The sequence below is a fragment of the Treponema bryantii genome, assembly GCF_900111035.1.
In the GTDB taxonomy this organism is placed as follows: domain Bacteria; phylum Spirochaetota; class Spirochaetia; order Treponematales; family Treponemataceae; genus Treponema_D; species Treponema_D bryantii_C.
In genome coordinates this window covers 12,641-28,351 of the sequence record NZ_FOFU01000014.1, presented here as the reverse complement: position 1 = coordinate 28,351, position 15,711 = coordinate 12,641, and the positions used below count along the sequence as shown (strand labels likewise).

The following is a 15,711-nucleotide window of genomic DNA, read 5'->3' as shown; positions in this document are numbered from 1 at the left end:
AAGTATAGTCTATCCCGTGATTTTTTGCTATAATCGCGTTATGTATCGTTTATATGTTGAACGCAGACCTGGTTTTGAAAACGAGGCTCGCCGTTATCTTTCTGAAATCAATGGATTTTTGGGAATTGCCGGAGTTAAGGCAGTTCGTTATTTCAACCGCTACGACATTGAAAATGTAAGTGATGAAGTTGCAAAAATTGCTGCAACACGCATTTTCTCTGAGCCACAGAGCGACTTTGTTTTTACAGAAAAGTTGCCTGAGCACAGCGGAAAAGAAATCATCTGGGAGTTCCTTCCTGGACAGTATGACCAGCGTGCCGACTCTGCTGAGCAGTGTCTTTCACTTTTGCGCGCAGGTCTTAAGGGTGTAAAAACTCTCACTGAGCCACCAGTTGTTCGTTGTGCAAAAATCGTTGTTCTTGAAGGCGATGTAAGCAACGAAGAAATTAAAAAAATACAGAACTACTTAATCAACCCTGTTGATTCCCGCCTTACTGATGATACAAAACCTGAAACATTAAAAATGCATGTTGAAGAGCCTGCTGATATTCCAGTTGTAGAAGGCTTTATCAAGATGAATGATGAAGAAATTGAAGCATACCGTAACAAGATGGGCCTTGCTATGGATCATGCTGATATCCTCTTCCTTCAGGATTATTTTAAGGGCGAAGGCCGCGACCCTGTTGAGACTGAAATCCGTGTTCTCGACACTTACTGGTCAGACCACTGCCGCCACACAACATTCCTTACAGAACTTAAAGATATCAAAATTGAAGACGGTCCTTATGCACCTCTCTTCAAAAAATCTCTTGAAAACTATCAGGCTATGCGTACAGAAATGTATGCCGGCCGTACCGACAAGCCAGTCTGCCTTATGGATATGGCAGTAATCGGAATGAAGTATCTTAAAAAGCACGGAAAGCTTGAAGATATGGAAGTTTCTGAAGAAAACAATGCATGTTCGGTTTATATAGACGTACATTACACAGCTGATGAAAATGGTAAGCCATTGGCAGCTGATGATCCTAAAGCCACAGAACGCTGGCTTATGATGTTCAAAAATGAAACTCATAACCATCCTACAGAAATTGAACCATTTGGTGGCGCTGCAACTTGTCTTGGTGGTGCTATCCGTGACCCGCTTTCTGGACGTTCCTGGGTTTACCAGTCAATGCGTATTACTGGTGCTGCAGATCCTACAGTTCCTTTGTCTGCAACTATGAAGGGTAAGCTTCCACAGATTAAGCTCTGCCGTGAAGCTGCTCAGGGATTCTCAAGCTACGGTAACCAGATTGGTCTTACAACCGGTCAGGTAGAAGAAATCTATCACCCGGGCTATGCCGCAAAACGTATGGAGCTTGGTGCTGTAATTGCTGCAGCTCCTGTAGATACAGTTATCCGTGAACGTCCAGAGCCGGGCGACATCATCATTCTTCTTGGTGGTGGAACCGGTCGTGATGGTATTGGTGGTGCAACAGGTTCTTCAAAAGTTCATACTGTAAAATCTGTTACAACTGCTGCTGCCGAAGTTCAGAAGGGTAATGCTGTAGAAGAGAGAAAGATTCAGCGTCTCTTCCGCAACAAAGAAGTAAGCCTTATGATTCGCCGCTGTAACGACTTTGGTGCAGGTGGTGTTTCAGTTGCTGTTGGTGAGCTTGCACCTGGACTTGATATCAACCTCGACGCTGTTCCAAAGAAGTACGAAGGTTTGAATGGTACTGAACTTGCAATTTCAGAAAGCCAGGAACGTATGGCTGTAGTTGTTCGTAAAGCAGATGTAGAACGCTTTATTGAAGAAGCTAAGAAAGAAAACTTAAACGCTGTTGTTGTTGCAACAGTTACAGATACAAACCGCCTCGTTATGAAGTGGCGCGGAAAGACAATCGTAGACATTGGCCGCGAGTTCCTCGATGCCGCTGGTGCTCACCACGAAGCAACTGCTCTTATTGAACAGCCAGCTGCTCCAGAGAAGTCTCCACTTTTGAACCCTCTCGAGTCTGTTGCTGCAGAACTCGATAAGCCTGTTAAGTGCGAAGGTTGTGTAAAGAATCACCTCCATGATGCTTGGCTTGCTAATATGAACGACCTTGCCTGCTGTTCACAGCGTGGACTTGGTGAACGTTTCGACGGTTCTATCGGTTCAAGCACAGTTCTCTTCCCATACGGAGGAAAATATCAAAATACACCGGAAGCTGGTATGTCTGCTAAGATTCCGGTAATGACACCGCGTGAAACTTCAACAGCCAGCCTTATGACTTACGGTTTTGACCCACGTGTTGGAAACTGGTCTCCATGGCACGGAGCAAAAACTGCAGTTTTGAGCTCACTTGCAAAAATCACTTGTATTGGTGGTAAGGCACGCACATCACGCCTCAGCTTCCAGGAATTCTTTGGCCGTGCAGTAAACGAAAAGCGCTGGGGATATCCAGCTGCAGCATTGCTTGGTTCTGTTGATGCACAGGTTGAATCTGGTTGTGCTTCAATTGGTGGTAAGGACTCAATGTCTGGTACTTTTGAAGATATCAACGTTCCTCATACACTTGTAAGCTTTGCCGTAACTCATGACGAAGCAAAGAATGTTGTAAGCGGCTCATTCAAAGCTGCCGGAAACAATATTTATATGGTAAGCGTTCCATATTCTGACCTTCTTGAGCCGGATTATGAAACCTTCCTTGCAAACTCAGATGTACTTTATGATTTGAATAAGGCTGGAAAAATCAGCGCAATGTACCCTGTAGGACCTGGTGGAATTGCAGAAGCAGTTACAAAGATGGCAATGGGTAACATGATTGGTGCAGAACTCCTTGCTCCAGAAGTAGCCGGAAGTTCAGATAACCTCGCTGGTCTCTTTGTTCCAATTTACGGAAATATCATCGTAGAAACTTCAGAAGATTTGATTAAGACAGAGCTTAAGGCTGGAACTGTAACTCTTATCGGAAATACAGTTGCAGACAAAAAGATTACTGTTAAGAATGCAACTCTTGGTGGAGTAACAAATCCTGCTGTAGAAATCAGCCTGGATGACTGTGTTGCTTCTTGGGAAGATAAACTTAAGGAAGTATTCCCACGTGTAAGTGGTGCAGCTCTTCAGCCGGAACTCCCAACATGGGCAACTGATGTTCATAAATCTCTCAGTGAAATCCGTAAGGCACCGGCATTTGTTCAGCCGACAAGCCGTCCAAAAGTATTGCTCCCGGTATTCCCTGGAACAAACTGTGAAATTGATATGGCTCGTGCATTCAACCTTGCAGGTGCAGATACAAAGATTGTAGTTCTTCAGAACCGCACACAGGCTCAGCTTACTGAGTCTCTCGACAATCTTGCTAAGGAACTCCGTGATGCACAGATTCTCGCCCTCAGTGGCGGATTCTCATCAGGTGATGAACCGGATGGTTCTGCAAAGTTTATTGCAAACGTACTCAAAGCTGGAAACATCAGCGAAGAAGTTATGAATCTTCTTAAAAAGCGTGATGGTCTTGTACTTGGTATCTGTAACGGATTCCAGGCACTTGTTAAGACTGGTCTTGCTGTATACGGTGAAATCCGCGATATGACTCCTGATATGCCAACTTTGACATACAACAGAATCAACCGCCATATCAGTCGCATCGTTCGTACTCGCATCGTAAGTGCTACATCTCCTTGGGCAATGCATCCAAGTGTAATCGATAGCCGCAATCACCTTATCGCAATCAGCCACGGTGAAGGCCGCTTTGTTTGTGATGAAGCTACAGCAAAACGCTTGTTCGAAAATGGTCAGGTATTTACACAGTATGTAGACGAGTTTGGACGTCCTGCAATTACAGAACCTGACAATCCAAACGGATCTGCATTCGCTATCGAAGGTATTACATCTCCAGACGGACACGTACTTGGTAAGATGGGACACTCAGAACGTGGAGTAGGTTTGGAAAGCAACGGCGCAAGCTTCGACCTTTTCAAGAACGTTGGTGGAAATCCACTTTCAAACGAAAGCGAAACTACCTGCGAAAACCTCTTTGCTGCCGGAGTTTCTTACTTCAAATAAAATATGGATGATGCACCCTCGGTCTACATATTCATAATTCTCGCGGCGCTGATTGTTCTTTCAATGCTGTTTTCTATCTCAGAAAGCTCATTTCTTGGAATGAACAAACTGCGCCTGAGAATCCTCAGAAAAAATAAAGATAAGCGCGCTCTTATTGCCGGCCGGCTTTTAGACCGCAAAGAGCGCCTTATCAATTCTCTTTTAGTTTCCAATGACATTGTAAATATATTTCTTTCTTCTATTATTACATCAATTGCCCTGGAAGTATTCGGGCCAAAAGGTGTAGGAATAGCTACTCTAATTGCAACACTGTTACTTTTGATTTTTGGTGAAATCACTCCAAAGACAATTTCTACCCGTTGTCCGGATCGAATTGCGTATGCGCTTGCTCCATTTGTACAGGTGGTAGTTGCGGTAATGCACCCGGTTGTTATTGTAGTTACTTTTATTGCACGCTGCGTTTTACGAATTTTCGGTATCAAAACTAACGCAAAAAAGCAGTCTTACACAGAAGAAGAAATCAAAACCTTTTTTGATATGAGTTCTGAAAGCGGAATTATTGAAGAAAATGAAAACCGCATGATGACTCAGGTATTTAAATTTTCAGATTTAGAGGCTCAGGATATCATGGTGCCGCGTACTAAAATTCGTGCAGTACCTCATGATGCAACTTATCGCGATATTCTTGAGCTTTCACAAAGATTAGGTTTTACACGTTTTCCTGTGTACAGAAAATCCATTGATGATATAGTCGGAATAATTTATCTGAAGGATATGCTTGCTTATAAGGAAAGTCAGAGTACTTTTAATCTTCTTAATGTAATGCGTCCTCCGCTTTTTATTTTAGGTACAAAAAAAATAACTTCGGTACAGGAATTGCTTTTTGAAAGTCATGATTCAATGGCAATTATTGTAGACGAGTATTCGGGTACAGACGGTGTAATTACAGAAAAAGATATTTCCCGTGAAATATTTGCATTGCCAGGCGATGATTCCCTTCGCGGTAAAGTTTTTGATTTTGATAATGTTGAAGATAAAACTGATTTTGAAATTAACGGCTCGGTGCTTTTGCGAGACCTCAAGGAAGATCTTCATATTGCACTTGAATCAAATATAAATGAAACAATCGGTGGCTGGTTCTCAGAACAGATTGACCGAATGCCTTCTGCCGGAGATACAGTAGAATTTGAAGGCTGGTTATTTACAATCAAAAAGATTCAGTCACACCGAGTTGAACGTATTCAGATATCCCGTATTGCTGCAGAAAATGAGGAGACAGAAAAATGACGCATTATATAATTACTGGTGCAGAACTTTTACTCCTCATTTTATGTGTCGGCTTTTTTACTTCTTCTGAAACAGCTTATCTTTCATTACCACGTCTAAAACTCAGAAGCATGGTGGAGCAGGGGCGCAGAAATGCAAAAAAGGTTGCAGCTTTAAAAGATAATATGGACCGCCTTCTTACAACTGTTCTCATTGGTACTAACTTCTTGAATGCGCTTGCCTCTGCTATTGCAACTGCACTTGCTATAGACTTGCTTGGTCCAAAAGGAACGGCAATAGCTCCATTTGTAACAGCCTTTTTTATTACAACCTTTGCTCAGATTGTTCCGAAAACTGCTGCAGGACTTCATCCAGATAAGTTTACCTGTTTTTCTTCTATACCTCTGCTTATTCTTGAAAAACTTTTTTTCCCTGTTATCTGGCTGTTTGAAAAATTATCTCATCTTGTTGTAATTGTTGTAGAAAAAATCATGAAGCCTGCAGGCGCAATTGTTACTGAAGAAGAATTAAAAACTCTCATAGATGTTGGTTCTAATGAAGGAACAATAGAAAAGGATGAAAGTCGTCTTCTTAATAAAATCATCAAGTTTAATGACCTGCTTGTAAATGATGTTATGAAACATCGTTCTCAGGTAAGTATGATTAAGAAAGAAGCTGATTATAATGAAGTTATAAATCAGTTTTTGACTTCTGGTTTTTCAACCCTTACTGTTTACAGTGATAACCGTGAGAATGTAGTTGGTGTATTGAACTACAAAAAGGTTCTGTTTTGTTCAGAAAACATAGACCTCAGTGAAGGCTTTGCCGGCCGACAGATGTCTGATGTTTTATTTATTCCTGGAACCATGAGCGTTCTCGATATTCTTCAGCAGTTCCGTACCAGTGAACATAAGTTTGCTGTTGTTCTTGATGAACAGGGCCAGACAGACGGTATCATCACTATGGAAGATATTCTGAAAGTAGTGTTTGGACATATGTCAGATGAAAACACTTATGATAATACAGCTCCGGAAGATAAGGTAGAACTTGTTTCATTGAATACATTTATTGTTCCTGGTGATATGAAGATTGATGATGCTAACGAAATCCTTGGACTTCATCTTGAATCAGAAGACATGAATACAGTTGGCGGATGGCTTCTCGAACAGATCGGCTATTTACCTTCAGCTGGAATGGTATTTATAAAGGATAAAAATCTCTTTACAGCTGAAGATGTAAGCGGCCGCAGAATAGTTAGCGTCAGAGTGAAAAAGAGTAATTAAGTCCTAAAGACCAGATAAATCTTTTTGTCCCACCTTTTGAAGATTGTGCGTACCATTTTTCAGATATTATATTACCATCTGAATCAAGGTATTTTGAGTATGTTGGTCCATACCCTAACGGAATATATTGAATCCTTCCTGATATTCCTAGCGCATGATTGTTATTGATTTTATATTGTATTACCGCATTTGAATTAATTTGCCATAGGTTTGCCATTTTATCCCAGAATAATGTGCCACCAGAACCTTGATTAAGATAATGATAATCCAATGCATTTAAAAATGTCATTTTTGGACTCAAAGAAAAATCTAAATTAATATATGTGTGTGGAATTGTGTTTATATTAAGTTTTAATCCAAATAGTAGAGCCATCATTTCCTGTTTATATGAAATGACTTTTCCAGAGAATGATTTTTTTACCCAATTTTCAGCTTTATAGGTTTTATACCCATCTTTTGAAGCAAATGAAATATATTCATATTGATATGTAATGTATGGAGTTAGTTTAATTTCAGCGGGAAGATAGATATTTCCACCTGCAGAAATAAAAAATGAAATATATTTTTCAAGAAAATTATCATGTATGGAATAATTTGTAAGTTCTGTTGGATCATCATCTTTCCATGAATTGGAAATAGAATTTAACCAGTCATAATCCTGCATGTTTCCGGATCTTTTAGGTATTCCAATTAAAGTTTTCATTTCTATATTGAAATATCTTAAGAAATCAATATTTTCATCAACAATAATGACTGGTATATTTTTTATGTCCCAATCCAGCTGACTCTCAATATGATCAGTATTGGAATTTTTTGCGTCAAAAACAAATTCGCTGATATTACCATTCAGGAGACTTAATTCTGTTGAGAAATTTATGCTAGAATTGACATCAATAGAAAATAATGCGAAAGATAGAAAAATAGTAGCAAAGCAAAGGAAGAAAAATCGTTTCACGCCAGTGGATCCACTCCAAAAATCTTTGCGAGCTGTTTTCTTGTAGCGTCCATATCCTTAGGGTAGGGAGCTGTAAAGCTTACTGCTTCACCGGTTTTTGGATGTTTAATTTCAATTTTATATGCATGAAGAGCAAGTCTGCTTAAAAGAGGTCGTTCTTCATATTCATCACCATTCCACTTCTTTTTGATTTCGCTGAGACGGACTGGCTTTTGATTTCCACTGTAGAGAGGGTCGCAGACAATAGAAAGTCCTTTTTCTGCAAGATGTACACGAATCTGATGGGTACGTCCGGTTTTTGGTTTTGCTTCAATCCAGGAATAAGGACCGCAGGTTCCAATTAAGCGGAAACTTGTAAAAGATGGTTTTCCGAATTTTTTATTTACTACAGTACGATGGCGTGAATCTCCATCCGGCTGTAAAGGAAGATCAACATCAAGAGTTTCCCAAAGAGGATGTCCGTAAACCAGAGCGTGATAAGTTTTCTGAACTTCACGTTTTTCAAACTGCATTGAAAGTTCTCTTTGAGCTTCAAGTGTTCGGGCATAAATAATAAGCCCGGAAGTATCTTTATCAATTCTGTGAACTGCGTAAAGTTTTCCGAATTCTTCCTGTGCCATAAGGTCCAGTCTCGGCGCATCTTCATTGTAGCGGTCTGCAGCAATAAGAATACCGCTTTTTTTATTGAGTACTATAAAATCATCATCCGAATAAATAACGCTATAATTTGTGTTCTTAACAGGCATAAATAAAAGTATACCATTTTTCAGAACGTTTTTCTATTTTAATTTGTGTTTAATGGAAATACGTTTTATAATTTAATGTGTGATAATAAGGACATCGAAACATATGCCGTAGGCGAAAACTATCCCCAAAAAAATTCTGCACAAGTGAGCGAAGCGAACGCGGAAGCCTTTTTTGGGGGAGTTTTCGCCGAGAGGCATATGTTTTTTTGTTTATTCTCGGAGGTGTATATGTCTATAAAATGTATTTCCTTAGGTGCTGCAGAGGAAGTAACCGGCTCAAAGCACATTTTTAGAATTGATGACAGAATGTTTATGATAGATTGCGGTTCATTTCAGGGAAAACGAAAGGAATCAGATGAAAAAAATAGAAATTTTGATATAGATCATGATAGTCTTGAGGCAGTAATTCTTACACATGGTCATCTGGATCACTGTGGTCTTTTACCTGTACTTACAAGAAAGGGATGGAGAGGAAATATTTATGCAACTCCAGCAACCCGCGATATTGCAAATCTTGTTATGATGGATAGTGCCCGTATTCAGGCTCATGATGCAGAGTTCTTAGGTAAGCAGGCTAGAAAAAAAGGTGAAAAGTTTTCATGGAAGCCGCTTTATGATGAAAATGACTGTGTAGCCGCTGCAAATCAGATTATTTCTCTTTCATATAATAGAAAGATGTTTATTGCACCAGATGTTCAGCTTGAGTTCTTTGATGCAGGTCATATTTTAGGTTCTGCTTTTGCAAATGTTACAGTCAATCCAAATCCTAAAGAGCCTGAGAAAGAGACAAGGCTTCTGTTCACCGGTGATATCGGCCGTAAGTGTAAACCTATCATCAGAAATCCGGCAATCGATATGCCAGCTCCAGATTATATCTATCTGGAATCAACATACGGTAATAAACTTCACGATAACCACGACCTTGCAATGAAAGAACTTATCCGCATAGTCCGTGATACCTGTGCAAAAAAAGGAAAAATCATTATTCCATCTTTTGCAATTGAACGCGCTCAGGAACTTGTATTCTATTTACATCTTCTTACAGATCAGAAAAAAATACCTGTTGTTCCTATTTATGTTGACTCTCCAATGGCAAGTAATGCGACTTCGGTTTTCCGTGTACATCCTGAATGTTATGATGACAGCGTAAACGAAGCTTTCCTTAAACATCATAAAAATCCTTTCGGATTCAATTCACTCATTTATACAACCAGCGTAGAAGATTCAAAGGCCCTCAATAAAAAAGAAGGTCCTATGATTATTATTTCCGCTGATGGAATGTGTGAAGCCGGTCGTGTTCTTTATCATCTTGCAAACGAAATTTCTAATCCTAAAAATACAATTATGATTGTAGGATATATGGCAGAAAATACACTTGGCCGCCGAATCTTTGAAGGTCAGAAAGAAGTTACAATTCTTGGTGATAAGTATGAGGTAAAGGCTAAAGTAGAGAAGTGTAACGGATTTTCTGCACATGCCGATTACAGTGAGATGATTGAATGGCTTAAAGAAATTGATACAAGCCGTCTTAAGAAGATTTTCCTTATTCATGGCGAACTCGATCAGCAGGAAGGTTTTAAGCAGCATCTTGCAGAAGCTGGTTTTAATAATGTAGAAATTGTTCCTCCAGATACAGAATATGAACTCGAATAATTTATCAGTTCTTCGATTGCAGGTTATTTACATACCACCCTTGAATTCGTTATTCTGTATACACTAAAAAAGAGGAGAAATTTTATGAAAAAATTTACCTTAGTCGCAGCTCTTATGGTTCTCCTTTGTGGAACATCTATTGCTGCAAAAGAATTTGACTGGTCTCAGTGCTGGTGTAATTACGGTGGTGGAATAAAGCAGGGCGATTTCATTGTAAATGCTGATGTCGGTTTATTCTACGATGATTTATCTTTAAGTAGTTATGATGGATTCTGGTTCTTTCCTCCTGTAATGGTAGAAGTTCAGTATGCACAGCCAATCTGGAAACTTCCTTTTACATTTGGTGGATATGCTGGTTTACATGGATGGGGGTATAGTTATTCATATCCAGTAGGTGGAGAAACCTATCGTAGTAAAAAAACTTTTATGGCTTTTTTCTTTGGAGGAGAAGCTGCATACCATATTCAGATGCCACCAAAAGGTCTTGATTTATATGCAGTTACAAGACTTGGCTTTAATATTCCTGTAAAGAATACTTATTATGATTATTATTCAAGTTTTGTAGATTTTGGTGAAGCAATTGGTGCTAACTGGTTCTTTTCAGACTTTTTTGGTTTGAATTTCGAAATTGGTTATCCATTTACTAAATTTGGTGCTACTTTTAAATTTTAGCACTAAAAAACACTAGATATAGTGGTTTTTAACTGAAATTCTAGTGTTTTTTGCATGAATTTACTTGATAAATTGTGCACAATGTTTTATTATTGAAACAAACCGATACGGAAAGTTTTTCCATTCCGCGCAAGAATCATAAAGGAGTCCTGTTCGGAAATCGGTAAATAATATCGCTGAGGGAATCATAAAGGAGTCCCAAGGCAAAAGAGGTTTTATATGACTTTAAGACCAGAATGGGAAGGATTCAATCCTAATGGTTTATGGACAAGCGAAATCAACGTTCGCGACTTCATTCAGGCTAACTACACACAGTATGATGGAGATTCATCATTCTTAGCTGGCCCAACAAAGGCAACAGAAAAGCTTTTTGATGAACTTCAGAAATTGCAGAAAGCAGAATACACAAAAAAATCTGTTGGATTAGACGGAAAAGAACGCAACGGTGTTCTTGATATGGATACTGACGTTGTAACAGGCCTTACTTCTCATCCGGCTGGATATATTTGTCCGGAAGGAAAAGACCTTGAACAGGTTGTAGGTCTCCAGACAGACAAACCATTGAAGAGAGCATTTATGCCTTTCGGTGGAATCAAAATGGCAGAGCAGTCTTGCGAAATGTATGGTTACAAGCCAAACGCTGAACTTCACAAGATTTTCACAGAGTACCACAAGACTCACTCAGACGCTGTATTTGATGTATACACTCCAGAGATCCGCAAAGCTCGTAAGGCACATATCCTTACTGGTTTGCCAGATACATACGGACGTGGACGTATCGTAGGTGACTACCGCCGTGTTGCTCTTTATGGTATCGACTACCTCATCGAGCAGAAGGAAGCTGACAAGGCTAACTGCGGAAACGGTACAATGACAGAAACTGTAATCCGCCAGCGCGAAGAGCTCGCTGAGCAGATTAAGGCTTTGAAGGGTATGAAGGCTATGGCTGCCCTTTACGGTTATGATATTTCTAAGCCAGCTACAACAGCAAAAGAAGCATTCCAGTGGCTCTACTTCGGATACCTTGCTGCTATCAAGACACAGAACGGTGCTGCAATGTCTGTAGGACGTATTTCTACATTCTTGGATTGTTACATCGAACGCGATCTTAAGAAAGGAATCCTTACTGAAGAGAAAGCACAGGAACTCGTTGACCATATCGTTATGAAGTTCCGCATGGTACGCTTCGCTCGTATCGAATCTTACAACCAGCTCTTCTCTGGTGACCCAATCTGGGCTACTCTTGAAGTTGGTGGACTTGGACAGGACGGACGTTCACAGGTAACAAAGAATGACTTCCGTTTCCTCCACACACTCGAAAACATGGGACCTTCTCCAGAGCCAAACATGACTGTTCTTTACTCTAAGAGACTCCCAGAAAACTTCCGCAAGTACGCTGCAAAGATTTCTATTGATACATCTTCTATCCAGTATGAGAACGACGACATCATGCGCCCAATCTGGGGTGATGACTACTCAATCTGCTGCTGTGTATCTGCTACACAGACTGGTAAGGAAATGCAGTTCTTCGGTGCCCGCGCTAACCTTGCTAAGGCTCTTCTTTACGCTATCAACGGTGGTAAAGACGAAGGTGCAGGTCTTACACCATATGCTCAGGTTGGTCCTGAATTGCAGCCAATCACTTCTGAGTACCTCGACTACGATGAAGTTATGCGCAAGTATGATGTAATGCTTGACTGGCTCTGCGACCTCTATGTAAACACATTGAACGCAATCCACTATATGCACGATAAATACTACTACGAAGCTGCTGAACTGGCTCTCATCGATACAGATGTTCGCCGTACATTCGCAACTGGTATTGCAGGTTTCTCTCACGTAGTAGATTCTCTCTCTGCTATCAAGTATGCAAAGGTTAAGGTTATCCGTGATGACCATGGTCTTGCATGTGACTTCAAGCCAGAAGGAGACTTCCCACGCTACGGTCAGGATGATGACAGAGCAGACGAAATCGCAGTATGGCTCCTTAAGACATTCATTGGAAAGATTAAGAAGCACCCAACATACCGCAACGCTGAGCCTACAACATCTATCCTTACTATTACTTCTAACGTTGTATACGGTAAGGCTACTGGTGCTCTTCCTAACGGACGTCCAGCTCACGCTCCATTCTCACCAGGAGCTTCTCCATCTTACGGTGCAGAAACAAAGGGACTTATCAAGTCTTTGAACTCTGTTGCTAAGGTTCCATACAAGTACTCACTTGATGGTATCTCTAACACACAGACAATCAACCCTTCAGCTCTCGGACACAACGAAGCTGAACAGGTTGAAAACCTTGTAAACATCCTCGACGGATACTTCTCTAAGGGTGCTCACCACCTCAATGTAAACGTATTCGGCGTTGAAAAACTTAAGGACTGCCAGGCTCACCCTGAAAAGCCAGAGTATGCTAACTTCACAGTTCGCGTATCAGGTTATGCAATTCGCTTCATCAACCTTACAAAGGAACAGCAGGACGACGTTATCGCTCGTACTTGCCACGCTTCCCTCTAGTAAGTACTGTCACCCCGAACTGGTTTCGGGGTCTCAATGAGAAAAGCCGCTTCATTATGAAGCGGCTTTTTTTGTCTGATAATTGCGAAATACTACCCTCGTCATTGCGAGGTACCGCCTTCGTCATTGCGAGCCGAAGGCGAAGCAATCCATTTTATTTACTGAGCCGTATAATTATCCCCATAAACAGCTTTCATCATTGCCTGAATCATAGTAGGGAAGTACCAGGTGTTTGAATTACGGTCGTAGTAGCCGTGGCGTTCGCCGATATTAATATTATTTTTGTCCTCATTTGCTTCTGTCACCATATTATCCCAAAGTACAACCGGAATTCCTGCTTCTTTTGCCTTTGTAAAATAGTAGGTAGCCCAGGCAATTCGGTCTGAAAGATTTTCTTTGTCTGTTGCGCTGGCTTCTCCCATTACAACACCGATTCCCTTGTCTGTATAGTTGCTTTTGAGATAAGAGAAGATATAATCAAGAGAAGCTTTGTCATCATCTCCAAAAACTGTATCTGTCATATCTTTCATTGCGAAATCATAAGGAGAGTAGGCGTGAGTAGAAAGAAGAAGACGATCTGTCGCTGAATCAGTTGGCATGGTATAAAGTGCAAGCATTCCCGAGTCAGAACCGCTTGCTGCATAACCTGGAACCATAATAAAGCGGTTTTCATTTCCTGCTACAGAACGAATTGCGTTAATTCCAACCTGTTCGTAAGAGGTAATTATATCCATTACAGTTTTTTGATTACTCCACCATTCACTATTGTTTGTATAACTCTTTTGTTCAGCAAATTTACCATCAATATCTCTAGGTTCATTCAAAACTTCAAAAACAAGGCGGTTGTCATAAATAGAAAAAGTTGTTGCAATCTGAGTCCAAATCTTTTCAATATATGTTTTTGACTGTGCCTGTATTTCAGCATTATCAGAAAGAGCAAAGCCAATATGGCCATTTATATTTGAAATAGAAAGATTATCATGGTGAATATTGATGATAACACACATATTTTTGTTATATGCCCAGTCTACAATCTGCTTTACACGGGTCATCCATTCCGAATCAATTGTATAATTTGTTGTTTCTGTAATGTGATTATGCCAGCTTACCGGAATTCGTATAGTCTTAAAACCTGCATTTTTGACGGCAGTAATCATAGATTCTGTAGTGGCAGGCATTCCCCAGCATTCTTCTGTTTCTAAGCCCTTTAATTCAGAATGAAAAACACCATTGCTGTCTGTCCAGTCTGAGGTTGCATCCAGTGTGTTTCCAAGATTCCAGCCAATTGCCATGTTTTGGGCCATTAATACAGAAGTTTCTGCAACTGTAAAATCACCGACTTCTGCATCTGGTACATTTGTTCCTTGGTTTCCTGTTGAAGGGGTACAACTGATTAAACTTCCTGCAATAATTGCAAGTGTTAATAAAATGGAGAGATACTTTTTTAATGAGATTGATGTGATCTTCATAATTTCCTCCGGAAAATGTTTTTCATATAAACTATAACATAGAAATGTAAAATTGATAGTGCTTTTTTCTAAAGTTTGGGATTTTCTCCGAATAGTTGAAATATTGAAGAATTTCCATATATAACGCAAAGTTATCACTCTTATAGAATAATTGTATAGATAACCCATTGACTTAGTAGGTTTTTAAGAGTACTCTAAGCCAACTTAATTAAAGACCGCATGCGCTAAAACAGCGGACTTACTCAGGAGGCATTTATGAAAAGAGAATTAAAAATCACACTGGCAGCAGCACTTATGATGCTTGCTGTAACCCCATGTTTTGCTGCGTCAAAATCTAAAAAATCAAAGACAAAGGTACGTACAATTAATGTTGCTCACACTGTAACAAATGTGCCATACGACTTCCTCGATGAAAAGGGAAATGCAGACGGCTTTGAAATTGCTGTTCTCAAAGCTGTAGATGAGATTCTTCCTGAATATGAATTTAAGTTCCACGGCGTAAGCGATGAAGAGCTTTTGATTGGTACAGAATCTGGAAAATATCAGGTTGGAACAAAAGGTGCCTGGATTACAGAAGAACGCAAAAAGAAGTTTTTGATTCCTCAGAATCCTCTTGCTGCAAGTGTAATCGGTATTGCCTTCCGTAAAGAAAATGCCAGTCAGATTAAAGATCTTGAAAGCTTTGCTAAGTTCTCTGGTAAACTCATCCCTATTTCTCCACAGAGTGCACAGTTCTCTGTAATTCAGGAGTTCAACGATAAACATCCATCAAATCAGATTAAGCTTGTTCCTTCTGATGTTTTTGATATTGCAGATTCTTACCTTTGGGTACTCGAAGGCCGCTACGATGCTTACTTTGTACTTAAGCTTTCTTTCGAAAAGAATGTTTTGAAAGAGACTGGTCCATATCATCAGTTTGCAGACAAGCTTGCTTACGTGCCATACAAAGGTATTCCAACCTGGCCGCTTTTCAACAAAAAAGAAACAGAGCTTGCTGCTGCCTACGACAAGGCCGTGCAAACTTTGAAAGAAAATGGTACAATATCAGCATTGTCACTCAAATACTTCGGTGAGGATGTGTTTAATTTTGTGAGTGACTAATTTCAAATATCACAGGAGTACG

At 40.1% G+C, this 15,711-nt stretch carries 10 protein-coding genes; 7 read left to right on the top strand and 3 right to left on the bottom strand.

Translation table 11 applies throughout. The features are described 5' to 3' along the window. Positions 1–40: 40 nt before the first annotated feature. The 3 genes from BMY21_RS14970 to BMY21_RS14960 are packed head-to-tail and all read left to right on the top strand — an operon-like array spanning position 41 to position 6,576. Entirely contained in the window at positions 41–4,027 is a 3,987-nt protein-coding gene (locus tag BMY21_RS14970) for a phosphoribosylformylglycinamidine synthase (RefSeq protein ID WP_074645599.1), read from the top strand. 3 nt (positions 4,028–4,030) lie between these two features. After that, entirely contained in the window at positions 4,031–5,314 is a 1,284-nt protein-coding gene (locus tag BMY21_RS14965) for a hemolysin family protein (protein WP_074645597.1), read from the top strand. Beyond that, positions 5,311–6,576, top strand: coding sequence for a hemolysin family protein (locus BMY21_RS14960; RefSeq protein WP_074645595.1), 1,266 nt, complete (start codon positions 5,311–5,313; stop codon positions 6,574–6,576). Before BMY21_RS14965 ends, BMY21_RS14960 begins: the two co-directional genes overlap by 4 nt. Here the strand turns inward: BMY21_RS14960 and BMY21_RS14955 are convergent. After that, positions 6,554–7,531, bottom strand: a complete 978-nt coding sequence (locus BMY21_RS14955; RefSeq protein WP_074645593.1) for an omptin family outer membrane protease — start codon at positions 7,529–7,531, stop codon at positions 6,554–6,556. The two genes, BMY21_RS14960 and BMY21_RS14955, sit on opposite strands and share 23 nt — an antisense overlap. Further along, a complete protein-coding gene (locus BMY21_RS14950) occupies positions 7,528–8,277 on the bottom strand; it encodes an RluA family pseudouridine synthase (RefSeq protein ID WP_074645591.1) in 750 nt (249 codons plus the stop codon). Before BMY21_RS14950 ends, BMY21_RS14955 begins: the two co-directional genes overlap by 4 nt. A gap of 228 nt (positions 8,278–8,505) precedes the next feature. Between BMY21_RS14950 and BMY21_RS14945 the strand changes: the two genes are divergently transcribed. The 3 genes from BMY21_RS14945 (at position 8,506) to pflB (ending at position 13,119) form a co-directional block, all read left to right on the top strand. Continuing rightward, complete coding sequence (locus tag BMY21_RS14945; protein WP_074645589.1) at positions 8,506–9,930, top strand: MBL fold metallo-hydrolase RNA specificity domain-containing protein; 1,425 nt, start codon at positions 8,506–8,508, stop codon at positions 9,928–9,930. Positions 9,931–10,014: 84 nt separating this feature from the next. Then, the gene (locus BMY21_RS14940; protein ID WP_074645587.1) at positions 10,015–10,602 is read left to right on the top strand and encodes a hypothetical protein; all 588 of its coding nucleotides are present in this window, start codon (positions 10,015–10,017) and stop codon (positions 10,600–10,602) included. Positions 10,603–10,821: 219 nt separating this feature from the next. Further along, on the top strand, positions 10,822–13,119 hold the full coding sequence (gene pflB, locus BMY21_RS14935) for a formate C-acetyltransferase (protein ID WP_074645586.1): 2,298 nt from the start codon (positions 10,822–10,824) through the stop codon (positions 13,117–13,119). Positions 13,120–13,277: 158 nt separating this feature from the next. On the opposite strand, the gene BMY21_RS14930 is transcribed toward pflB, so the two are convergent. Further along, positions 13,278–14,588 (bottom strand): glycoside hydrolase family 5 protein, encoded by a 1,311-nt coding sequence (locus BMY21_RS14930; protein ID WP_074645584.1) that lies wholly within the window; start codon positions 14,586–14,588, stop codon positions 13,278–13,280. 255 nt (positions 14,589–14,843) lie between these two features. On the opposite strand from BMY21_RS14930, the gene BMY21_RS14925 reads away from it, so the two are divergent. Next, on the top strand, positions 14,844–15,689 hold the full coding sequence (locus tag BMY21_RS14925; protein ID WP_074645582.1) for a transporter substrate-binding domain-containing protein: 846 nt from the start codon (positions 14,844–14,846) through the stop codon (positions 15,687–15,689). Positions 15,690–15,711 lie beyond the last annotated feature (22 nt).